We start from the raw sequence: 21,198 nt of genomic DNA on the forward strand, positions 1-21,198 counted from the left end.
CGACCCCTTCCGTTACCGGTGGGCAGCGACTACGGTCCCCGACTAACAAAGTTAGTTTTAGTCGAACCGCAAGGTGGCCCGACATGAACGACGTCCCGCAGAGGACCGACAGCGACCGGCTGGCAGCCCTCGGCTACCACCAGGAGCTGCGCCGCAGCCTCGGTGTGCTCGGCAACATCTCCATGGGCTTCGCCGTGGTCTCCCCCGTGGTGGGCCTGTACGCCGTGGCCCAGGTCGGCATGGCCGTGGACGGCGGCGCGTGGGTGTGGGCGCTGCCGGTGTGCCTGCTCGGCCAGCTGCTGGTGGTCGGGGTGTACTCCGAGCTGGCGTCGCAGTGGCCGCTGGCCGGCGGCGCGTACCAGTGGAGCCGTCGACTGGCCGGACCGTCGTTCGCCTGGATGACCGGCTGGATGTGGCAGTTCGCGGTGATGTTCGCCAACACCACGGTCGCGTACCTGGCCGCGCCCTGGTTCTTCGCGCTCTTCGGCGCCACCCCGACCCCGCCGCAACTGGTGCTGACGGCGGTCGGGTTCATGCTGTGCTGCACGCTGGTCAACGCGTACGGGATCAACCTGCTGCGCGGGTTCGTGTCGCTGGGCATCGCCGCCGAGGCCGTCGCCTCGGTCGGCGTGGGACTGGCGCTGCTGCTGTTCTTCCGGGTGCACGGCTTCGGGCTGCTGCTGGACACCCTGGACGCGCCGGCCGCCACCGGCAGCAGTGACGTGATGTCCTTCCTGGCGGTGATCGCGGTCGGCGGCTGGGCGTTCATCGGCTTCGACGCCTGCGTGTCCACCGCCGAGGAGACCAAGGACGCGGCCCGCCAGGTGCCGCGGGCGATGCGCTGGGCGCTGCTGAGCGTCGGTGCGGTGGTGGTGCTGAACGCGGTCTCGGTCGCGCTGGCCCACCCGGATCCGGCCCGGGTGGTCGCGGGCACCGACCTCGATCCGGTGACCACCGCGGTCACCACCGGCTTCGGCGACTGGTCGGCCAAGCCGTTCGTGGTGGTGGTGCTGGTCAGTTTCACCGCCTGCCTGATGGCCTCGCAGGGCGGCGCGGCCCGCGGCCTCTACTCGCTCGCCCGGGACGGCGTCTTCCCGTTCGCCGCGCAGGTGCGCCGGATCAACCGGCACAAGGCGCCGATCGGCGGACTGGTGGCGGCGACGCTGATCAGCTGTGCGGCGCTGCCGCTGGGGCTGGAGTCGACCGCCATCGGCAGCCTGATCACCTTCGGCACCGCGGCGACCTTCCTGCCGTTCTTCCTGCTCTGCGTGGCCGCCCTGGTCGCCCGCCTGCGCGGCACCTGGCGTCCGGCCGGCGAGGTCTCGTACGGCCGCTGGGGTACCCCGCTGAACGTGCTGGCGGTGCTGTGGACCGGCCTGGAGGTGGCCAACATCTGCTGGCCGCGGGCCGTACTGGCGCCGCCCGGCGCGCCCTGGTACCAGGTGTGGGCCGCGCTGCTGGGCACCGGCGTGGTGACCGTGGCCGGTGCGGCGTACCTGCTGGTCAAGCGCCCGCAGCGGCTGATGCGCGACGGCGACCCGGGCGAGGGCCGGACCGACGAGCTGGCGCCCGCCGTGCTCTGAGCCCCGCCCCGACCGGACCCACCACGCCGCACCCGCCGCACCCGCCGCGCCGGGCGCCGACAGCCGCGAACTCCGCGGCCGGTGCCCGGCGCGGTGACGTGCGGCGGCGGGGCGGGCGGAGCAGACTGGCGCCCGGGGACCGTCCGTTCGCCGAGCCAGGTGGGAAAACGCCATGCCCGAGGTGCTGTTGGCCGTAGGGACCCAGAAGGGACTCTTCCTGGGGCGCAGCCCCGACCGGAAGGCGTGGGAGTTCACCGGCCCGCACTTCCCGATGAACGCGGTGTACTCGGTGGGCGTCGACCGCCGGGGCGGCCGGGTCCGGCTGCTGGCCGGCGCCGACAGCAGCCACTGGGGCCCGTCGGTGTGGTGGTCGGACGACCTGGGCGCGAACTGGCGGGAGCCAGACAAGCCCGCGGTGAAGTTCCCCGAGCAGACCGGCGCCTCGCTGGAGCGCGTCTGGCAGCTGCACCCGGCGGGGCCGGAGGCGCCGGACGTGGTGTACGCGGGCACCCAGCCGGCCGCGCTGTTCCGCTCGACGGACCGCGGCGAGACCTTCTCGCTGGTCGAGGCGCTCTGGGAGCACCCGCAGCGCTCCGAGTGGAACGCCGGCTTCGGCGGCCAGGGGCTGCACACCATCGTCACCGACCCGCGCGACCCGGCGGCACTCACCGTCGCGGTCTCCACCGGCGGCGTGTACCGCTCGCAGGACGGCGGGGCGAGCTGGGAGCCGTCCAACGCCGGGATCCGGGCGCAGTTCCTGCCGGACGAGTACCCGGAGTTCGGCCAGTGCGTGCACAAGGTCGCGGTGGACGGCGGCGACCACGACCGCCTGTACCTGCAGAACCACGGCGGCGTCTACCGCAGCGACGACGCCGGGCACAGCTGGTCCTCGATCGCCGACGGGCTGCCCGCCGAGTTCGGCTTCGGGCTGGCCGCCCACCCGCGCACGCCGGGCACGGCGTACCTGTTCCCCCTGGAGGCGGACTACGCGCGGATGCCGGTCGGCCACCGCTGCCGGGTCTTCCGCACCCGGGACGCCGGCGGGAGCTGGGAGCCGCTCTCCGTCGGACTGCCCACCGAGGACCACTACGGCGTGGTGCTGCGCGACGCGCTCTGCACCGACGACGCCGACCCGGCCGGGGTGTACTTCGGCAACCGCAACGGCGAGGTGTACGGCTCCGCGGACGAGGGGGACAGCTGGACGCTGCTCGCCTCGCACCTGCCGGACGTGCTGTGCGTACGCGCCGCCGCGCTGCCGTAGGGCACACCCGCCCCCGGGGCATCCCTGCGGGGGCCGATCAGAATGCCGCCGACGAAAGGTGACGAACCGCCATGACCCTCTCCATCCGCAATCAGATCCCCGGCACGGTCTCCTCGGTCACCGAGGGCGCGGTGATGGCCACCGTCCGGGTCCGGGTGGCGGCCGGGCAGGAGCTGACCGCCGCGGTGACGCTGGACGCGGTGAAGGAGCTCGGCCTGGCGCCGGGCAGCGCGGTGCGCGCGCTGGTGAAGGCCACCGAGGTCGCGCTGGCCACCGGGCCGGTCGCCGGGGTGTCGATCCGCAACCAGCTGACCGGTACGGTCGCGTCGGTGTCCACCGGCGGGGCGATGGCGGCGGTCCAGGTCGTGATGGACGGCGGTGGCGAGCTGACCTCGGCGATCACCGCCGACGCGGCCGCCGAGCTGGTGCTGACGGCCGGTACGCCGGTGGTGGCGCTGATCAAGTCGACCGAGGTGTCGCTGGCCTCGGCATGACCGGCTCCGGGGCCGGGCCGAGCCAGACCTCGGTGATCGCGCTGATGTAGCGCGCCCCGCAGTGGTCGGCCGGGACGACCAGCTGCGGCCCGGCCTCGTCCAGCGGGGCGCCGTCGATGCTGGTGGCCAGCAGGATCTGCTGGCCACCGAACTCCGGGTCGATCTCCGCCCAGGAGAGCACCGCGCAGTGCCCGTCCGCGCCGGTGACGGTCAGCAGGAAGCGCAGGCGCTGCTTGCGGCCACTGAGGTCGACCCGGGGCCGCGCGGCGCACAGCACGTCCCACAGCTTCGGCCCCTCGAAGCCGTGGCGCTGCTCGCCGCTGCCCAGGCAGTCGAAGCTGACCTGCACCCGGTGGGCCGGCAGCTCCCGCAGCTGCGCCACGGTCAGCTCCACCGGCTCCTCCAGCCGGCCGTGGATCCGCACGGTGCGACTCCTTCCCGGGCCGCGCCCTGCGACCCGCGAGGGGTGGTACCCACGCCACCTCGCAGATACCCCGATGTCGCGCGAATTTCACCGGCATCTGCGATGAATGGCAGCCATTCCCCCTGGCAGTTGCCACCTCCCGCGCAACCGTGCGGACGACCGGCTCCGACCGGCGGACAGACCTCGCGAACTGGTCGATCACCCAAGGAAACCGTCACCGACTCCCCTGGCATTTACGATGCTTGAGCACACGATTGCCTCGCTTTAGCGAGGGACGGCCAGGAGCGAGAACATATGATCGTCGGAGACCTGCTGGAGCTGGACGACCTGCACATCGGGGTGGCCTGGGCCACGCCCGAGCTGCTCGGCCGCCAGGTCACCGGGGTGACCTCCACCGACCTCCAGGACCCGGCGCGCTACCTGCAGCGCGGCGAGCTGGTCCTCACCGGGCTGGTGTGGTGGCGGCCCGAGGACGCCTCGGCCGCCGTCCGGTTCGCCACCTCGCTGCGCAGCGCCCGGGTCGCGGCCCTGCTGGCCGGCGAGGGCACCCACGGGGCGGTGCCGGCCGAACTGGTCACCGCCTGCCGGACCCACGGCATCCCACTGCTGTCGGTGCCCGCCGGCACCAGCTTCCGCGCCGTCACCGACCGGGTCTACCTGCGACTGTGGGGCGACCTGCAGGCCCGCACCCAGGGCGCCGCCGCGGTGCCGGAGACCGTCCGGCGGGACCTGGTCGGGCTGCTGCACGCCGGGGCCGACGCCACCGAGGTGCTGGCCCGGGCGGTGACCCGGCTGGGCCTGCCCGACTGCTCGCTGACCACGGCCGGCGGCCGGCCGCTGGGCAGTTCCGCCCCGGACACCGCCCGGCCACCGGACACCGCCCGGCCGCCGACCGCGTCCGGCGCAGCGGGAAAGGGCGGGCCGGCCGCGATCCCGGTCGGGCCGCGCGGCGACTCCCCGTTCGACGGCTGGCAGCTGCACCCGCACGCCGAGCCGGACGCCGCCGAGGTGACCCTGCTGCACGGACTGGCCGAACTCCTGGCCCCGCTGGCCGTACGGGCCCGGGCGACGGCGGCGGCGCAGCGCCAGACCGCCGTCCGCGCGGTGGAGCTGATCGAACAGGGCGGCGGGCCGGGCCTGCCGGACGCGCTGGCCGCCTGCGGCCTGCCGGAGGGGCGCCCGCTGACCCCGGTGACCGCGCGGATCTCCGGCGGTTCGGCGACCTGGGCGGCGGCCGCGCTGGCCGAGGCGCTGCACGGCACCGGCGCGCCCTTCGTCGCAGCCCCGGACGGCCGGGGCGGCGCCACCGGCCTGGCGGCGGCACCGGCCGCCGCGGTCACCGCCGCGCTGCGCGCCGCCCGTCCGCAGCTCCAGGCCCGGCTGGGGGCCCGCCAGGAGCTGTGCGCCGGGGTCGGGCCCGCGGCGCCGACCGAGGCGTCAGCACTGCGCGCGGCCCTGGTGCAGGCCGGGTACGCGCTGGAGTCGCGGGTCGGCGGGCCGGTCGGCTGCAGCGGCGAACTGGACTCGCTCGGCGCACTGCTGCGCGGCATCCCGGCCGAGGTGACCGCCGCCTTCCACGGCCGCCTGCTGGCCCCGCTGGCCGCCCACGACCGCGGCAACAGCGTCTCGCTGCTGGGCACCCTGGCGGCCTTCCTGGACCACGACTGCTCCTGGTCGCGGACGGCCGGGGCGCTGCACGTGCACGTCAACACGGTGCACTACCGGGTGCGGCGGATCGAGGAGCTGACCGGTCGCAGCCTGGCCCGGCTCTCGGACCGGCTCGACCTGCGGGCCGCGTTGCTCTGCACCCCTGCGGGCACCCGGTGATCCCCTCCGGGCACCCCGGGTTCAGCCGTCGGTGGCGCGCAGCCGGTCGCTGACCGTGCCGAGGCTGTCGGCGAGGCCGGTGAGCTGTTCGGGGGTGAGCACGTCGATCAGCGCCGCGCGGACGGCGGCGACATGGCCGGGCGCCGCTTCGCGCAGCACCCGCCAGCCCTCCTCGGTGATCTCGGCGAAGACGCCGCGCACGTCGCTGGGACAGGACCGGCGACCCACCAGTCCGGCCTTCTCCAGCTGGGTGATCTGGTAGGTCAGCCCGCTCTTGGAGGTGATCAGCCGGTCGGCCAGGTCGGTCATCCGCAGTGAGCCGTCCGGTGCCGCGGAGAGCTGGACGAGGATCTCGTACTGGGTGTGCGACAGCCCGGCGTCGTCCTTGAGCTGCCGCTCGAGGTGGCGGGCGACCAGGTTGGTGGCGGCGACGAAGCCCCGCCAGGCGGCCATCTCGTTCTCGTTGAGCCAGCGGGGTTCGTCCATGGGGCCATCCTACCCCGGTTGTTCAAATTCGAACTCGGGTGTACCGTCGGAAGCAGAACGGTTCAAATTTGAACCACCAGGAGGACCCGATGAGCACCGCCACCCCGGAGCGCATGCCCGCGCTCTACCTCTCCCACGGCGCCCCGCCGCTCGCCGACGACCCCGTCTGGCCCGGCCAGCTCGCCGCCTGGTCCGCCGAACTGCCCCGGCCGAAGGCCGTCCTGATGGTCTCCGCCCACTGGGAGGAGGCGCCCCTGGCCATCGGCGCCACCACCACCCTCCCCCTGGTGTACGACTTCTGGGGCTTCCCCGAGCACTACTACCGGGTCCGGTACGCCGCTCCGGGCGCGCCCGAACTCGCCGAGAGCGTCCGCAAGCTGCTCCGTACCGCCGGCACGCCCGTGCAGGACGTCCCCGACCGGGGCCTGGACCACGGCGCGTACGTGCCGCTGGTGGAGATGTTCCCCGCGGCGGACGTGCCGGTGCTGCAGATCTCGCTGCCCACCCTGGAGCCGCAGCGGCTGCTGGAGATCGGCCGTCGGCTCGCCCCGCTGCGGGACGAGGGCGTGCTGATCGTCGGCAGCGGCTTCTTCACCCACAACCTGCGGGCCCTCTCCGCCGACGGCCGGGTCACCTCGGTGATGGCCGAGTTCGACGACTGGGGACGGCGCGCGCTGGAGGCCCACGACCTCGACGCCCTGCTCGACTTCGAGCACAAGGCACCGGCCGGCCGGCTTGCGCACCCGCGCACCGAGCACTTCGCCCCGCTGTTCGTCACCCTCGGCGCGGGCGAGGCCGACCTCGGCGCGCAGCGCAGCGTGATCGACGGCTTCTGGATGGGCCTGGCCAAGCGGTCGATCCAACTCGGCTGAGGCGTACGGTCCGTCCTCGGCAGCCGGCAGTCCGTTCTCAGTAGCCGACGGTGAAGCGCTCGCCGAGGTGGCGGGGCTGCTCGATCTCGTCGACCAGGGCCGCCGCGTAGTCGGGGATGGAGATCCGGCTGCGGCCCTCGCCGTCCAGCACCGCGTGGTCGGTGCCGGTGCGGTAGTGGCCGGTGCGCTCGCCCGCCTCCAGCGTCTCGGCCGGGCTGAGCACCGTCCAGCCCAGGTCGGCGACGGTTTCGAGGTAGGCGAGCGCCTCGCCGTGCGCGTGCAGGGTCTGCCGCATCGGCTCCGGCAGCCCCGGCGCGTCCCAGACCCGTACGCCGGGCCGCAGCAGCAGGCTACCCGCGCCGCCGACCACCACCAACCGCGGTGCGTCGCCGCCGAGTTCACGCAGACCGGCGACCAGGGCGTGGGCCGCCGGGGCGACCAGCCGGCCGCCGCCGACCGCGCTCACCAGCACGTCCTGCCCGGCGGCGACGCGGGCCACGTCCTCCGGATCGAGCACGTCCGCGGGCAGGACCGCGATCGCCAGGCCCTGGTAGCGGTCGAGGTCGCGGACCACCGCCGTCACCTCGTGGCCGCGAGCCAGCGCCTCGGTCACGATGCACCGGCCGATGTTGCCGTTCGCCCCGATCACGGCGATCCGCGCCACGAGCTGCCCGCCTTCCGTCTGCCCCCGGCCCCATCACTACCACGCGGACGGTCGGACCGACGGCAGCGGCACGAGCGCGGCCGGACGAGGAGGCGCCGACTGCCCCCGCCGACTGCCTCCGTCCGGGTAACACCCCCGAACGGGGGTGTGCAGGCCGCCCCCGCAGTGGGCACAGTGGCCGCATGCAGACTCCACTCACCGTGATGGACTTCCTCGACCGGGCCGAGCAGGTCTACGGCGACCGGATCGGGATCATCGACGAACCCCTGCAGCCCGCCGAATCCTGGGGCGAGGTCGACTACCGGCGGATGGCCCGGCTGGCCCGCGCCCAGGCCGCCGGACTGGACCGGCTCGGCGTCGGCCCCGGCGAGCGGGTCGCCATCGTCTCGCACAACTCGGCCCGCCTGATGACCGCGCTGTTCGGGGTGAGCGGCCACGGCCGGGTGCTGGTCCCGATCAACTTCCGGCTGCGCGCGGAGGAGGTCGCGTACATCGTCGAGCAGAGCGGCGCCTCGGTGCTGCTGGTCGACCCCGAGGTGGACGAGGCGCTGGCCGGCATCGCGGTCAAGCACCGCTTCGTGCTCGGCACCGAGAGCGACGCGCAGCTGTACGACTTCGAGCACGAGCCGGTGGCGCACCCGATCGACGAGAACGACACCGCGACCATCAACTACACCAGCGGAACCACCGCCCGCCCCAAGGGAGTCCAGCTCACCCACCGCAACATCTGGCTGAACGCGGTGCTGATGGGCCTGCACTTCGGCGCCGGCGACCGGGACGTCTACCTGCACACCCTGCCGATGTTCCACGCCAACGGCTGGGGGCTGCCGTTCGCGCTCACCGGGCTCGGCGCGCAGCACGTGGTGCTGCGGAAGGTCGACGGCGCGGAGATCCTGCGCCGGATCGAGCGGCACGGGGTGACCTTCCTGTGCGGCGCGCCCGCCGTGGTGTCCATGGTGCTGGCCGCCGCCGAGACCTGGGACGGGCCGGTCCCCGGCCGCGACAAGGTCCGGATCATCGTGGCCGGCGCGCCGCCGCCCACCTCCGTGGTGCAGCGCGTCGAGGAGGAGCTGGGCTGGGAGTTCATGCAGATCTACGGCCTGACCGAGACCTCCCCGGTGGTCACCGTCAACCGCTCGCGCGCCGAGTGGGACGCGCTGCCGGCCGCCGAGCGGGCCGAGAAGCTGGTCCAGGCCGGCGCCCCCGCGCTCGGCACCCAGCTTCGGGTGGACGGGCAGGGCGAGGTGGTGGTCCGCTCCAACACCGTGCTGGCGGGCTACTGGAACCAGCCCGAGGAGACCGCCGCCGCCCTGCGCGACGACTGGTTCCACACCGGCGACGGCGGCACCCTCACCGACGGCTACCTGACCATCTCCGACCGCAAGAAGGACGTCATCATCACCGGCGGGGAGAACGTCTCCTCCATCGAGGTGGAGGACTGCCTCTACGACCACCCGGCGGTCGCCGAGGTCGCGGTGATCGGCGTGCCGGACGAGAAGTGGGGCGAGACGATCAAGGCGCTGGTGGTCCGCCGCGAGGGCCACGACGTCGGCGAGGCCGAGCTGATCGCGCACTGCAAGCAGCGGCTGGCCGGCTACAAGGCACCCACCTCGGTCGAGTTCCGCGCGGACCTGCCGCGCACCACCACCGGCAAGCTGCAGAAGTTCCGGCTGCGCGAGCCGTACTGGGCCGGACGGGAACGCAAGGTCAACTGAGCCTGGGTCGACCGAACCGACACCGAGCCGACCGGCTCAGTCGACCAGGCCCGACTCCCGTGCGGTGAGGGTGAGTTCGACCCGGTTGCGGGCGCCCAGCTTGTGCATCGCGCCCTTCAGGTAGCCGGTCACGGTGTTGCGGGTGAGGCCCAGCTGGGCGGCGATCTCCGGATTGGTCCGGCCCGTCGCCGCCCAGCGGAGCACCTCCAGTTCGCGCGGGGTGAGCCGGCGGGCCGACGCCGGCTGCCGCGGCGCCTCCCCCGGGCGCCCGGCGGGCCGATCGACAGGCTGAGCGGTAGGCCGCCCGGCGGGTCGATCGACGGCCGCGGCGCACCAGGCGGCGGCGCCCGCCAGCGCCCGCGTCGCCGCACCCGCCAGCCCCGCCACCGAACCGATCCGGACGTCGCCGAACGGCACCACCGAACGCAGCGACGCGTACACCACGCCGTGCACCACCCCGTCCGCCACCAGCGGCACGGTCAGCATCGCGTACAGGTCCTCGGCGCAGACCGCGGCGTCGTAGTGGTGCGAAATGGTGGTCGCCGCACGGTAGTCCGACACCCACGTCGGCGCCCGCTCCGCCAGCGCCCGGCCGCCGAGACCGGTGCCGATCGGCACGTCCAGATCGTGCAGCAGCTCCGCCCGGGTGCCCGCCCAGTGCCGCAGCACCATCAGGCCCGGCCGCTCCACCCGGTCCGGGACCCCGACCAGACCCACGTCCGCCCCGCACTCGCTCACCACCCGGCGGGCCAGGTCGCCCAGCACCGCGTCACGGACCAGCGCGGCCGCCCGGGCGTCCACGCCCGCCGCGTCCACGCCCGCCGCGCCCGCGGAAACCCGCTCCACTCCGGTGGAAGCCCCGTACACCCCGGTCACGGCGCGATTCTCACACGGAGATCAGCCGCCCACCAGGGTTGCGCCACCCCCTACTCGCCGGTGTTCCCAACTGGTAGGACTGAGCCACCGACAGGAAGGACGACCCACCCATGGCAGACCTCTCCGCCCTGCTCGACGACCTGCGCGCCGAGAACGCCGACCTGGACGCACTGGTGACCCGCCTCGACACCGACGGGCTCGCCACCCCGACCCCCTCACCCGGATGGACCGTCGCCCACCAGCTCTCCCACCTCGCCTGGACCGACCGCTGGTCGCTGCTCTCCGCCCACGACCCGGACGGCTTCGCCGCCGCCCTCGCCAAGGAGTACGCGACCGGCGCCGACGCCGTCGACCGCGGCGCCGCCGAAGGCGCCGGCGAACCACCCGTCACCCTGCTCGCCCGCTGGCGGGCCGGCCGCGAGGAAGTGCTCGCCACCCTCGCCGCCGTCCCCGCAGACACCCGGCTGCCCTGGTTCGGCCCGCCGATGAAGGCCCCCTCCATGGCCACCGCCCGACTCATGGAGACCTGGGCCCACGGCCAGGACGTCGCCGACGCCCTCGGCGCCACCCGCACCCCCACCGCGCGCCTGCGCCACATCGCCCACCTCGGCGTCCGCACCCTCGGCTTCGCCTTCGCCATCAACGGCCACCCCTCCCCCGAAACCCCCGTCCGGGTCGAACTCACCTCCCCCGACGGCGACCTGTGGACCTGGGGCCCCGACGACGCCACCGACCGCGTCACCGCCCCCGCCCTCGACTTCTGCCTCCTCGTCACCCAGCGCCGCCACCGCGACGACCTCGCCGTCACCGCCCACGGCCCGGTCGCCCACGCCTGGCTCCCCATCGCCCAGGCCTTCGCCGGCCCACCCGGCCCCGGCCGCCCGCCCCGCAACGGCTGACCGCACCGGCGTGTATGCCAGAGTGGCCCGATGAAGACCATCGGGTTGATCGGCGGGATGAGCTGGGAATCGACGGCGGAGTACTACCGCCTGCTGAACGTCCTGGTGCGCGAGCGCCTCGGCGGGCTGCACTCCGCGAAGTGCGTGCTGTACTCGGTCGACTTCGCGGAGATCGAGCGGCTGCAGGTTGCCGGGCAGTGGGAGGAAGCGGGCGAGGTGCTCGCCGCCGCGGCGCGGTCGCTTGAGGCGGCCGGCGCCGAACTGCTGCTGATCTGCACCAACACCATGCACAAGGTCGCCGACCAGGTGGCGGGAGCCGTCGCCGTACCGCTGCTGCACCTGGCCGACACCACGGCAGAGGCCGTCCTCGCGGCGGGCCTCGGCAAGGTCGGCCTGCTCGGTACGGCGTTCACCATGGAGCAGGACTTCTACCGCGAGCGGCTCGCCTCGCACGGCCTGGACGTCCTGGTCCCGGACGCTGCGGGGCGGGCCGAGGTGCACCGGGTCATCTACGAGGAACTGTGCCTCGGCATCGTCCGCGACGACTCCCGGGCCGCGTACCGGGCGGTGATCGCCGACCTGGTGGCGTCCGGCGCCGAGGGCATCGTCCTCGGCTGCACCGAGATCGAACTCCTCGTCCGCCCCGAGGACAGCCCCGTCCCCCTCTTCGCCACCACCCGCCTCCACGCCGAAGCCGCCGTCCGCACCGCCCTCACCACCTGACGGCCGCCGTCGTACCGGTCAGTGGTGCTGCTGGTATTCGGTACCCCGTCCCACTCCACGCCCTGCTCCCTCCGCGCCCTGCCGCCGGAGCATTCTCCCTCGCCTACGCCTGCGCGAACCGTCGGGTGGGTGCGTGGACGTCCCAGCCGTCGAGGGTGGCGGTGAGGGCGAAGGCGGGGTCGTCCGCGTGCGGGTTCCAGCCGTGGTCCAGGGCGAGGTCGAGGACGGCGCGGACGGTGCCCGGGGTCGGGTACGAGCTGTCGGTGGCCGCACCCCACGGGCCGAGCGGGCCGGCGGAGACCAGGGTCGCCGCCAGCGTGACGCCGCGCCGCGCGGAGATCCGCAGGTGCACGCAGCGCTGCTCGTCCGGGACGGTCCCGACGTAGCCGATCTGCCCGCTCCACAGGTACTCGGCGTCGCCGATCCTCAGCCGCCGCAGTCGCCGTTTCCCCATCCTCCGAGGGTAGTGCCGCGTCGGGCAACCTTCGCCCCTCGACGGGCAAAGGCTGCCCGACGCGGCACTGGCCGCCCGGTCAGGGGCCGAGGCGGAGGGGGGTGATGCGGGTGGCGATCAGGTTGGTGGCGCCGTGGTGGCGTTCGATGTGGCCGTGGACGAGGAGGCCGGCGCGTTCGAGGACGGTGCGGCGGTTGGACTCCCAGACGGGGCGGCTGCAGACCGCGTTGATCAGGCCGGTCTCGTCCTCCAGGCTGAGGAAGAGCACGCCGCCGGCGGTGGGCGGGCGCTGGCGGTGGGTGACCAGGGCGCCGACCACCACGGAGGTGCCGTGCGGGACGTGTTGGAGTTCGGCGGCGGTGAGGGCGCCGCCGCGGTGCAGGAATGCGCGCAGGTGCTGGACGGGGTGGCTGGTGGCGGAGGTGCCGGTGGCCCACAGGTCGGCGATGGTCTCCTCGATCGGGGTCATCCGGGGCAGTGGGGGCGCCTCGGCGCCGGGTGCGGTGCCGGGGATGGTGCCTTCGTGCGAGGAGGCGAACACCCCGGCGGACCACAGGGCCTGGCGGCGGGTCAGGCCGAAGCAGGAGAAGGCGTCGGCGGTGGCGAGGGCTTCGAGGACGGGTCCGGGCAGGCCGGTGCGGCGGGCGAAGTCCTCCAGGTCGGTGTACGGGCGGCCGGCGGCGACCGCTTCGGCCTGGGCGGGGCCGAGGCCGCGGACGGTGGTGAGTCCGAGGCGGATGGCGGGCTGCGGCTTGCCCGCGGTGAGCGGCGGCGGGGCGGACGGCCGGTCGCCGGGTTCCAGGGTGGGGCCGGGCCCGCTGGCGTTGACGTCGACGCCGCGCACCCGCACCCCGTGCCGCCGGACGTCGGCGACCAGGCTGAGCGGCGAGTAGAAGCCCATCGGCTGGTTGGCCAGCAGTGCGCAGGTGAAGGCGGCCGGGTAGTGGTACTTGAGCCAGGAGCTGGCGTACACCAGGTAGGCGAAGCTGATCGCGTGCGACTCGGGGAAGCCGTAGTTGGAGAAGGCCTCGATCTTGGTGTAGACGTCCTCGGCGACCTCGGGCGGGATGCCGCGTTCGGCCATGCCTTCCAGCAGTCGGGCGCGCAGCACCGCGACCCGCTGGTGGGAGCGTTTGGAGCCCATCGCCTGGCGCAGCCGGTCGGCTTCGTCGGGGCTGAATCCGGCGCAGTCGATGGCGAGTTGCATCATCTGTTCCTGGAACAGGGGCACGCCGAGGGTCTTCTGCAGGGCCCGCTCCATCAGCGGGTGCGGGCAGTCGGAGCGTTCCACGCCCTCGCGGCGGCGCAGGTACGGGTGGACCGAGCCGCCCTGGATGGGTCCGGGTCGGATGAGGGCGACTTCGACCACCAGGTCGTAGAACCGCCGCGGGCGGAGCCGGGGCAGGGTGGCCATCTGGGCGCGGGACTCGACCTGGAAGACGCCGACGGTGTCGGCCCGGCAGAGCATCTCGTAGACGTCGGGGTCCTCGGTGGGGATGTCGGACAGCCGGTAGCGGTCGCCGTGGTGGGCGGCGATCAGGTCGCAGGTGTCGTGCAGGGCGGCGAGCATGCCGAGCCCGAGCAGGTCGATCTTGACCAGGCCGGCGCCGGCGGTGGAGTCCTTGTCCCACTGCAGGACGGACCGGCCGGGCATCCGGGCCCATTCGGTGGGGCAGACCTCGCCGATCGGCTCCCGGGTGAGCACCATGCCGCCCGAGTGGATGCCCAGGTGGCGTGGCAGGCCGTGGAGTTGGGCGCCGAGTTCGAGGACGTCGGCGGGGATGACGGCGTCCTCGGCCGGTGCGGAGCGGAAGTCGACCTGCCGGGTGAACGCCTCGATCTGGCCCATCGGGTAGCCGAGCGCGCGGGCGGCGTCGCGCAGCGCGAGCCGGGGCCGGTAGGTGATGACGTTGGCCACCTGGGCGGCGTGCCGGCGTCCGTAGCGGCGGTAGACGTACTGGATGACCTCCTCGCGGCGGCGGTTCTCGATGTCCAGGTCGATGTCGGGCGGCCCGTCGCGGGCGACGCTGAGGAAGCGCTCGAACAGCAGCCCGTACTCGATCGGGTCGACGGCGGTGATGCCGAGGGCGTAGCAGACCGCCGAGTTGGCGGCCGAGCCGCGGCCCTGGCACCAGATGTCCTCGCGGCGGCAGAAGTCGACGATGTCGTGGACGATCAGGAAGTACCCGGCGAGGTCGCGGGCCTCGATCACGTCGAGTTCGCGGGCGAGTTGGCGCCGGGCGGGCTCGTTGCCGGGCCCGAAGCGGGACGGTCCGGCCTCGGCCACCAGGGCGCGCAGGTGCTCGGTCTCGGTCCGGCCGTCCGGGCAGGGGAAGCCGGGGAGGCGGGGGTTCAGGCCGCCGAAGTCGAAGGCGCAGGCGCGGGCCAGGTCGACGGTGGCCTCCCGCACCCCGGGGAAGCGGGCCAGCCGGGTGGCCGTCTCCCGGCCCGAGCGCAGGTGGGCGGTGCCGGCCGCCATGGTCCAGCCGGCCGCGTCGTGCAGGGTACGGCGGTCGTGCAGGGCGGCCAGGCTCTGTGCCAGCCGGCCCTCGCCGGGGGTGGCGTGGTGGACGTTGTGGGAGGCCACCGCGGTCAGGCCGGTGCGGGCCGCGAGGGCGGCCAGCCGGTCGTTGCGCCGGTCGTCGCCGGGCAGCCGCTGGTCGATCAGTTCCACGAAGACGTTCTCCGGGCCGAACGCCTCGGCGAGGAACCGGAGTTCGTCCTCGGCGTGCCGGTCGTCCGCCGCGGACGGGACGGCCCGCGGCCGGCCGGCGGCCAGCGCGGCGGGCACCCGGCCCTTGCGGCAGCCGGTCAGCACCGCCCACTCGCCGCCGTGCGCCGCGGCCAGCTCGGCGAAGTCGTACGCCGGGCTGTTCTTGGCGCCGCCGCGCAGCTGGGCGGCGCTGATCGCGGCGGACAGGCGGCGGTAGCCGTCGGCGCTGCGGGCGAGCACCAGCAGGTGCTCGTCGGGGGTGAGCGAGAGCTCCGCGCCGAACACCGTGCCCACGCCGAACTCCCGTGCCGCCTCGGCGAACCGGACCGCCCCGTACAGGCCGTCGTGGTCGGTCAGCGCGAGGGCCTCGATGCCGAGCCGGGCGGCCTCCTCGACCAGCAGTTCGGGCTCGCTGGCGCCGTCCAGGAAGCTGAAGGCGGAGTGGACGTGCAGTTCCGCCCAGGGGACGGTGTCCGGGTCGGGGGCGGCGGGCGGGTCCGGGTCGGGGACGACGGGCGGCTCGAAGGGGCCGAGGGGGCCGAGGGGTTCGGGAGGCCCGGGGGGTGCGGTCCCGTCCTCCCCCGGGGCGGGCGCCGGACCGCCGGACAGGCGGCGGTGCAACTCGTGCCAGGGGAGCAAGGGGTGGCTGGTGAATCCCATCGCGGTTCGTGCTCCGTGGTGCAGGCCCCCCTGCGGTTCGGTCGGTCGGTCGGGTCATCAGTCGTAGGCGCCCTCCACGTACCAGGCCCCGTCCTCCAGGGTCAGCAGCAGCGCCCTCCCGTCGGCGACCGTGACCTGGAAGCGGGCGCGGCGGCGGGACCGGCCGGGGTCCCACCAGTACTCGACGGCGGGCCACGGGCCGGTCCAGCCCACCACCGGCAGCCGGCGGCCGCGGAGTTCGAGCACCGCCGGGGCGGCGGACACCTCGGCCCGGCCGCTGACGGCGACCGGCCGACCGGCGGCGTCCAGTACCGCGACCGGGACGGGCGCGGGCGGCACCACCGGGGGCGCCGGGTCCTCCAGCCGTCCCGGCCAGGGGGCGGCCGGCGGCTCGACGGTGCGACGGCGGGCGGGGGCCGCCCCGGTGCCGCGGCGGCGGGGCAGGGGCGCCGCGGCGCCGGTGGCGGCGGTCGGCCGGGCGGACAGCGGCTCGGTCCCGTAGGCCGAACCACCGTGACTCCGGACGCCGTCGGCCGCGCCCGGTCGGCTGCCCAGACCGGCGGAGTCCGCGGACTCGCCCCAGGGGAGACGGGCCGACTCCTCGGCCGGGGAGCGGCCCCCGGCGGCCTCCCCCTGCCGGAGCCCGGCGTACCCGAGCAGCGCCTGCACCCGGGCCACCGCCCGGACCACCCGGTCCTCGGCCACCGCCTCGCCCCAGAGCGCCAACTGCCGTCCCTGGTCCGGCACCAGGCCGTCCGGGACCAGGCGGAGCGCGGTGAAGCCGCCGTCCGCACCGGTGAACGTCCCGGCCGACTGCCACGCCTGCAACTGCCAGCGGACCCGCTCGGCGAGCGCGGCCGCGGTGAGACTGCCTTCGTGCCGCCACAGCCGCGCCGCCGTCCGGCCGCCGGCGCAGGACACCTCGACGGAGACCCGCTGACAGGCCAGGCCGACCGCCGCCAGGCCGGCATGCACCTGGTCGGCGAGCATCCGGGCGACGAACACCAGCGGCTCGGACGACTCCTCCGGCGGGTCGAACAGCTGCTCCGCGCCGAGGTCCGGGCCCTCCGGGCGGGGCGCCAGCGGGCGGGCGTTCAGGCCGCGGGCCAGCCGGTGCGCCGCGATGCCGGTCGGGCCGAAGCGGTCCGCCACCGAGGTGCCGGAGAGCGCCGCGAAGGCACCCACGGTGTGGACGCCCAACCGACTCAGCAGATCGGCCAGTTCCTCGTCGCCCAGCGCCGCCACCGGGTACGGCGCGAGGAACTCCGCCGTCCGCCCCACCGGCACCAACGCCCCCACCCGGGCCGCCAGCACCGCCGCGAACAGCCCGTCGGCCACGCCGAGATGACACCGCGCCGGCTCCGCCGAAGCCGACCGGACAGCGGCCACCTCGGAGCCGGACCCGGCATCGGCCGGCCCGGACGCGGCGGGAGCGTCGGCGGGTGCGGCACCGGCCGAACGGGACGCCTCGGGGGTGCCGGCGGGCAGGTCGGAAGCGCGCCCCGGGACGGCAGCGGCGGGCGCACCATCGGCGGGCCGGCGCGCGGCGGGAGCGTCGGCAGGCACGACACCGGTGGCGAGCCCGAGCACGGCGGGAGTGCCGGTGGATACGGCGCCGCTGGAGGCGCGCCCGGGTACGGCACCGGCCGAACGGGACGCCTCGGGGGTGTCGGTGGGCAGGTCGGAACCGCGCCCCGGGACGGCAGTCGGTGCGGTGGCGTCGGGTACGACGGTCAGGTGCGGCCGGCCCGCCGGGGCGGCGGGGTCCGGACGGCTGTCGGTGGCGGAAGGCGGGACGAGCGCGAGCGCCGGCGGGTCGACCGGCGCGGCTCCGTCGCCGTCGCCGACTCCGTCGGTGCGCGGGTCGAGCAGGACGATCGGGGGGTCCGCGGGCTCGGCGGGGCCGTCCGGCCCGGCGGCGGGGGGCGGTTCGCGGAGGCTACGGGCGAGTGCCGCCGCCACCGCGGCGTGGACCCGGGCGGCCAGCGCCTCCTCGCCGCCGAAGTAGCGGCTCGGTCCCTTCACCGGGATCGCGCACAGGCCGGGGCGCAGCACCTCCACCCGAGGAGTGAACGCCTCCACGGCCGCGACCACCGGTTCGAACCGGCGGATCTCGGCCTCCACGTCGCGTTCGCGCAGGGTCAGCTCCGGGCAGAGCCGTTGCGCCAGTCGCAGCCGCTGCCCGCGGCGGACCCCGGCGGTGCGGGCCGCGTTCGAACAGGCGAGCACCTTGCCGCCGTCCACCACGGCGACCGGTCCGGCCGGGCCGGCTTCCGGGTCGGTCGCCACGACCGGCCAGTCCGGGCACCACACCACCAGGACCCGCGGTACGCCCGCGTCCGTCCCGCTGCCGTCCCGGTCCTTCTCCCGCAGGCCGCTCACGTCACACCACCGCCAGCCCGGCAGCGCCCACGGCACTCGCTGCACCCGCCGCGGCTGCCGGCACGCCGGGTTCGACCGGCAGGACCGCCTCGTACGCCTCGATCGGTCGCGCCGCGCCGGTCTCGTCGGGCAGCCAGAGCCGGGCGGTCCGGGTCCGGGTGGCGGTGCCGCGGCCTTCGGCGGCGACCTCGACCTGGCGTCCGAGCAGCTGCCCGTGCCCCTCCCCCAGGCCGAACCAGCGGCCGGTCCGGACGCTCACCCGCAGGACGGCGCCCGGCCAGGGGCCGGCCACCAGCAGGGCGCAGCCGCCGCGCCGCAGGACGGCGGTGAGCCGGGCGGCCAGCTGGGGTGCGACGGGTCCGCCGGGGCGCAGCAGGATCAGGCCGACCGCGCCGGCGAGGGCGGAGACCACCTCGGGCCAGTGCCCTCCGGGGTGGTCGGCGAGCAGCAGGCGCCGCAGGTCGATGCCGTAGCCGGCGGCGGCCGAGAGGCCGAGTTCGGGCAGTCCGACGGCGGCGGCCCAGGCGCCGTCCGCGACCGCGCCGGCGGCCAGCGCCAGCAGGAGGCCGGTGTCGCCGCCCACCGAGACGGCGCTGCCGCGCCGCAGGCCGCCGCCGGGCAGCAGCGGGGCCAGGGCCGGCAGGACCGGGAGCAGCTCGGCCCCGTCCTGGGTGAGCTCGGACGACCGGACGATCGCGGATTCGAACATGTGCACGATCCAAGGATCGAACATCCGTTCGCCAATATTCAAGTCCGGGAATCTGACTGAGCTGCAGAAACACCCGTTCCGACCACATCGGGTGACCGTACGGTGCCGGGCCGCGCGCTCAGCGCACCCCGCGCGGCCGGAACTGGATGCTGATCCGCGGCCCGACCGGCTTGGCGCTCTTGGGCACCGCGTGCTCCCAGGTGCGCTGGCAGGAGCCGCCCATCACGAGCAGGTCGCCGTGCCCCAGCGCCCGTCGCACCGTCGGCCCGCCGCCGAACCGGGGCCGCAGCAGCAGCGGACGCGCCTCCCCCACCGAGACGATCGCCACCATGGTGTCCTCGCGGTCGCCCCGGCCGATCCGGTCGCCGTGCCAGGCCACGCTGTCCCGCCCGTCGCGGTAGTAGCAGAGGCCGGCGGTGACGAAGGGCTCGCCCAACTCCTCGGCGTAGTGCGCACTCAGTGCGGACCGCGCCCGCTCCAGCACCGGATCGGGCAGTTCGGCGTCCGCCCCGTAGTGCGCGAGCAGCCGGGGTACGTCAACCACCCGGTCGTACATCTCCCGCCGCTCGGCCCGCCACGGCACTCCCGCGACCAGCCGTTCGAACACCACGTCCGCCCCGGCCAACCAGCCGGGCAGCACATCGATCCACGCCCCGGCGCCGAGCACCGTCCGCCGCACCCCGCGCAGCGACCCCAGGCCGACGTCCTCGGCGACATCGAACAGTGAACCCTGCAGCTGGAACTCCATCCCTTCAGCGTACGCGGATTATCGAACATCTGTACGATAGATTTCCCGGGACAAGCGAGCACCATGGGACGGGAGAGGAGGGCGGCGATGGCCGAGTGCATGATCGAGGCGGCGGGCGTCGAGCTCTGCACCGAGTCCTTCGGCGACCCGTCGGACCCGCCCGTCCTACTCGTCATGGGCACCGGAGCCTCGATGCTCTGGTGGGAGGAGGACTTCTGCCGGATGCTCGCCGAGGGCGGACGCTCGGTGATCCGCTACGACCACCGCGACACCGGCCGGTCGACCGGCTACCCGCCGGGCCGGCCCGGATACACCGGCGCGGATCTGGTCGATGACGCCGTCCGGGTGCTCGACGCCCACGGGATCCCGGCCGCCCACGTGGTGGGCGTCTCCGCCGGCGGGGCGTTCGCGCAACTGCTCGCGCTCGAGCACCCGGGCCGCGTCCGGTCACTCGTTCTGATCAGCAGCTCCTGCGCCGTGCCTGACGGACCCGAACTCCCCCCGCCGAGCGAGGCGTTCATGCGGTTCGCCGCAACCGCACAGGTCGACTGGTCGGATCCGGATGCGGTGATCGAACACCACGTCGCCTACGCGCGCCTGCTGGCGGGAGACCAGCGTCCGTTCGACGGGACAGCCGCCCGCGAGCTGGTCCGCCGCGACGTCGAGCGGGCCCGGGATTTCGCCGCGGCCCGCAACCACGACGTGCTGCCGGAGGGCCGACTTCCCCGGGCGTCGCTGTCCTCGATCGCCGTGCCCACGCTGGTGATCCATGGGACAGCCGATCCGCTGTTCCCGCTCCGGCACGGCGAGGCGCTCGCCGAACGGATCCCCGGAGCGGAACTCCTGGTCCTGACGGACGCCGGCCACGGGGTCGAACGGGCGGACTGGGAGACGGTCGTCCGCGCCGTGCTCGGGCACACCGCTGGATCCGGGAGCGCGTGGAGCCGGCGGCCCGGGAGACATGAGTCGCCCGACCCGTGACCGCCCGGGCCGCGAGTCGCCGGACGGGTCAGCGCCGGCGGTTGAACCAGCGTCGCGGGCGCGGGGGTTCGGGATCCGCGGGTGAGCCGGGGAACGGCGGGAGGGCCTTGAACCCGCCGGCCAGACGGACGGTCGGGGTGAGGCGCTCGAGGGTGGCGCGGACCAGGGTGAGCGGGTGGTCCGGGAACCGGTCGTCCCACTCGGGGTGGTCGGCGACGTGGTACGGCAGGCCGCCGCGCAGCTCCGGCGCGTACGGGTGCGGCCGGAAGTAGTCGTCGTAGCCGACCTGGTCGGCGACCATGGCCTCCCGCAGGCCGCTCATCCGCCCCTCCCCCGCCTGGATCTTGAGGACGGTGCTGCACTCGGCCCTGGGGATGGTCCACGAGCCGATGAAGGCCTGACCGGAGCGGCCCGGCAGGGGAATCTTCACCAGCTGCCGCACGGCCGGCACACCGTCCAGTTCGCCGACGACGGCCTCGATCAGACCCGCGCCGGCCAGGGCGGTGGACTCGGCCAGACCACGCTGCAGTTGCTCGGGGCGCTCAAGGGAGGCGGGCAGGTCGGGGACCAGGTCGAAGTGGTGCAGCGAGAGGATCAGCCCCTGCGGATCGGTCCACACGCCGGTTTCGCGTTCGGTGAAGCCGGTGAGGTCGAGGTCGGTGAGCGCCGTCATGTCGGCCATCATCGCGGGCCGGCGGCGGGCCCGCGTCGGCGGGGTGGCGCCACC

The 21,198-nt window shown here is 74.8% G+C and carries 19 protein-coding genes; 9 read left to right on the top strand and 10 right to left on the bottom strand.

The window, feature by feature from the left end; translation table 11 throughout:
- Nucleotides 1–83: 83 nt before the first annotated feature.
- From FHR36_RS27875 to FHR36_RS27885, 3 genes are all read left to right on the top strand, one after another.
- Nucleotides 84–1,583, top strand: a complete 1,500-nt coding sequence (locus FHR36_RS27875) for an APC family permease (RefSeq protein WP_253801476.1) — start codon at nt 84–86, stop codon at nt 1,581–1,583.
- Nucleotides 1,584–1,755: 172 nt separating this feature from the next.
- A complete protein-coding gene (locus FHR36_RS27880; RefSeq protein WP_253801479.1) occupies nt 1,756–2,844 on the top strand; it encodes a WD40/YVTN/BNR-like repeat-containing protein in 1,089 nt (362 codons plus the stop codon).
- Nucleotides 2,845–2,915: 71 nt separating this feature from the next.
- The gene (locus FHR36_RS27885) at nt 2,916–3,338 is read left to right on the top strand and encodes a TOBE domain-containing protein (RefSeq protein WP_253801481.1); all 423 of its coding nucleotides are present in this window, start codon (nt 2,916–2,918) and stop codon (nt 3,336–3,338) included.
- On the opposite strand, the gene FHR36_RS27890 is transcribed toward FHR36_RS27885, so the two are convergent.
- A complete protein-coding gene (locus FHR36_RS27890; RefSeq protein ID WP_308199652.1) occupies nt 3,304–3,762 on the bottom strand; it encodes a molybdopterin-dependent oxidoreductase in 459 nt (152 codons plus the stop codon). The two genes, FHR36_RS27885 and FHR36_RS27890, sit on opposite strands and share 35 nt — an antisense overlap.
- A 294-nt stretch (nt 3,763–4,056) precedes the next feature.
- Here FHR36_RS27890 and FHR36_RS27895 point away from each other — a divergent pair, with 294 nt between their 5' ends.
- Entirely contained in the window at nt 4,057–5,589 is a 1,533-nt protein-coding gene (locus FHR36_RS27895; RefSeq protein WP_253801484.1) for a PucR family transcriptional regulator, read from the top strand.
- A 21-nt stretch (nt 5,590–5,610) separates the two neighbouring features.
- On the opposite strand, the gene FHR36_RS27900 is transcribed toward FHR36_RS27895, so the two are convergent.
- The gene (locus FHR36_RS27900; RefSeq protein ID WP_253801486.1) at nt 5,611–6,075 is read right to left on the bottom strand and encodes a MarR family winged helix-turn-helix transcriptional regulator; all 465 of its coding nucleotides are present in this window, start codon (nt 6,073–6,075) and stop codon (nt 5,611–5,613) included.
- An 89-nt stretch (nt 6,076–6,164) separates the two neighbouring features.
- Between FHR36_RS27900 and FHR36_RS27905 the strand changes: the two genes are divergently transcribed.
- Nucleotides 6,165–6,947, top strand: a complete 783-nt coding sequence (locus FHR36_RS27905) for a dioxygenase family protein (protein WP_253801489.1) — start codon at nt 6,165–6,167, stop codon at nt 6,945–6,947.
- A 37-nt stretch (nt 6,948–6,984) separates the two neighbouring features.
- On the opposite strand, the gene FHR36_RS27910 is transcribed toward FHR36_RS27905, so the two are convergent.
- The gene (locus FHR36_RS27910) at nt 6,985–7,611 is read right to left on the bottom strand and encodes an NAD(P)-dependent oxidoreductase (protein ID WP_253801492.1); all 627 of its coding nucleotides are present in this window, start codon (nt 7,609–7,611) and stop codon (nt 6,985–6,987) included.
- 182 nt (nt 7,612–7,793) lie between these two features.
- On the opposite strand from FHR36_RS27910, the gene FHR36_RS27915 reads away from it, so the two are divergent.
- Nucleotides 7,794–9,326, top strand: a complete 1,533-nt coding sequence (locus FHR36_RS27915; RefSeq protein WP_253801494.1) for an AMP-binding protein — start codon at nt 7,794–7,796, stop codon at nt 9,324–9,326.
- A 36-nt stretch (nt 9,327–9,362) separates the two neighbouring features.
- Here FHR36_RS27915 and FHR36_RS27920 read toward each other — a convergent pair whose 3' ends face one another.
- Nucleotides 9,363–10,202, bottom strand: coding sequence for a LuxR C-terminal-related transcriptional regulator (locus FHR36_RS27920; protein WP_253801497.1), 840 nt, complete (start codon nt 10,200–10,202; stop codon nt 9,363–9,365).
- 110 nt (nt 10,203–10,312) lie between these two features.
- Here FHR36_RS27920 and FHR36_RS27925 point away from each other — a divergent pair, with 110 nt between their 5' ends.
- Together FHR36_RS27925 and FHR36_RS27930 are read left to right on the top strand one after the other, a co-directional pair.
- A complete protein-coding gene (locus tag FHR36_RS27925; RefSeq protein ID WP_253801498.1) occupies nt 10,313–11,101 on the top strand; it encodes a TIGR03084 family metal-binding protein in 789 nt (262 codons plus the stop codon).
- 30 nt (nt 11,102–11,131) lie between these two features.
- Entirely contained in the window at nt 11,132–11,824 is a 693-nt protein-coding gene (locus tag FHR36_RS27930) for an aspartate/glutamate racemase family protein (RefSeq protein WP_253801501.1), read from the top strand.
- 103 nt (nt 11,825–11,927) lie between these two features.
- Here FHR36_RS27930 and FHR36_RS27935 read toward each other — a convergent pair whose 3' ends face one another.
- The 5 genes from FHR36_RS27935 to FHR36_RS27955 form a co-directional block, all read right to left on the bottom strand.
- The gene (locus FHR36_RS27935) at nt 11,928–12,278 is read right to left on the bottom strand and encodes a hypothetical protein (protein WP_253801504.1); all 351 of its coding nucleotides are present in this window, start codon (nt 12,276–12,278) and stop codon (nt 11,928–11,930) included.
- A 79-nt stretch (nt 12,279–12,357) separates the two neighbouring features.
- A complete protein-coding gene (locus FHR36_RS27940) occupies nt 12,358–15,651 on the bottom strand; it encodes an error-prone DNA polymerase (protein ID WP_253801506.1) in 3,294 nt (1,097 codons plus the stop codon).
- 57 nt (nt 15,652–15,708) lie between these two features.
- On the bottom strand, nt 15,709–18,033 hold the full coding sequence (locus FHR36_RS27945) for a Y-family DNA polymerase (RefSeq protein WP_253801508.1): 2,325 nt from the start codon (nt 18,031–18,033) through the stop codon (nt 15,709–15,711).
- A gap of 1 nt (nt 18,034) precedes the next feature.
- Nucleotides 18,035–18,742, bottom strand: coding sequence for a DnaE2-dependent mutagenesis accessory factor ImuA' (locus FHR36_RS27950; RefSeq protein WP_253801510.1), 708 nt, complete (start codon nt 18,740–18,742; stop codon nt 18,035–18,037).
- A gap of 118 nt (nt 18,743–18,860) precedes the next feature.
- Nucleotides 18,861–19,490: an alpha-ketoglutarate-dependent dioxygenase AlkB gene (locus FHR36_RS27955; protein WP_253801511.1), complete on the bottom strand. Its 630-nt coding sequence runs from the start codon at nt 19,488–19,490 to the stop codon at nt 18,861–18,863.
- Nucleotides 19,491–19,577: 87 nt separating this feature from the next.
- Here FHR36_RS27955 and FHR36_RS27960 point away from each other — a divergent pair, with 87 nt between their 5' ends.
- The gene (locus FHR36_RS27960) at nt 19,578–20,471 is read left to right on the top strand and encodes an alpha/beta fold hydrolase (RefSeq protein ID WP_253801512.1); all 894 of its coding nucleotides are present in this window, start codon (nt 19,578–19,580) and stop codon (nt 20,469–20,471) included.
- A gap of 28 nt (nt 20,472–20,499) precedes the next feature.
- Here the strand turns inward: FHR36_RS27960 and FHR36_RS27965 are convergent, their stop codons facing one another.
- On the bottom strand, nt 20,500–21,144 hold the full coding sequence (locus FHR36_RS27965; protein ID WP_253801513.1) for a hypothetical protein: 645 nt from the start codon (nt 21,142–21,144) through the stop codon (nt 20,500–20,502).
- Nucleotides 21,145–21,198 lie beyond the last annotated feature (54 nt).

The sequence above is a fragment of the Kitasatospora cinereorecta genome (assembly GCF_024172095.1).
GTDB classification, from domain to species: Bacteria; Actinomycetota; Actinomycetes; order Streptomycetales; family Streptomycetaceae; genus Kitasatospora; species Kitasatospora cinereorecta.

Coding starts and splice junctions, on each gene's coding strand:
- FHR36_RS27905 (WP_253801489.1), top strand. CDS start 6,165: ATGAGCACCGCCACCCCGGAGCGCATGCCCGCGCTCTACCTCTCCCAC.
- FHR36_RS27915 (WP_253801494.1), top strand. CDS start 7,794: ATGCAGACTCCACTCACCGTGATGGACTTCCTCGACCGGGCCGAGCAG.
- FHR36_RS27900 (WP_253801486.1), bottom strand. CDS start 6,075: ATGGACGAACCCCGCTGGCTCAACGAGAACGAGATGGCCGCCTGGCGG.
- FHR36_RS27950 (WP_253801510.1), bottom strand. CDS start 18,742: ATGTTCGAATCCGCGATCGTCCGGTCGTCCGAGCTCACCCAGGACGGG.
- FHR36_RS27940 (WP_253801506.1), bottom strand. CDS start 15,651: ATGGGATTCACCAGCCACCCCTTGCTCCCCTGGCACGAGTTGCACCGC.
- FHR36_RS27955 (WP_253801511.1), bottom strand. CDS start 19,490: ATGGAGTTCCAGCTGCAGGGTTCACTGTTCGATGTCGCCGAGGACGTC.
- FHR36_RS27930 (WP_253801501.1), top strand. CDS start 11,132: ATGAAGACCATCGGGTTGATCGGCGGGATGAGCTGGGAATCGACGGCG.
- FHR36_RS27960 (WP_253801512.1), top strand. CDS start 19,578: ATGGCCGAGTGCATGATCGAGGCGGCGGGCGTCGAGCTCTGCACCGAG.
- FHR36_RS27965 (WP_253801513.1), bottom strand. CDS start 21,144: ATGACGGCGCTCACCGACCTCGACCTCACCGGCTTCACCGAACGCGAA.
- FHR36_RS27935 (WP_253801504.1), bottom strand. CDS start 12,278: ATGGGGAAACGGCGACTGCGGCGGCTGAGGATCGGCGACGCCGAGTAC.
- FHR36_RS27885 (WP_253801481.1), top strand. CDS start 2,916: ATGACCCTCTCCATCCGCAATCAGATCCCCGGCACGGTCTCCTCGGTC.
- FHR36_RS27925 (WP_253801498.1), top strand. CDS start 10,313: ATGGCAGACCTCTCCGCCCTGCTCGACGACCTGCGCGCCGAGAACGCC.
- FHR36_RS27880 (WP_253801479.1), top strand. CDS start 1,756: ATGCCCGAGGTGCTGTTGGCCGTAGGGACCCAGAAGGGACTCTTCCTG.
- FHR36_RS27895 (WP_253801484.1), top strand. CDS start 4,057: ATGATCGTCGGAGACCTGCTGGAGCTGGACGACCTGCACATCGGGGTG.
- FHR36_RS27875 (WP_253801476.1), top strand. CDS start 84: ATGAACGACGTCCCGCAGAGGACCGACAGCGACCGGCTGGCAGCCCTC.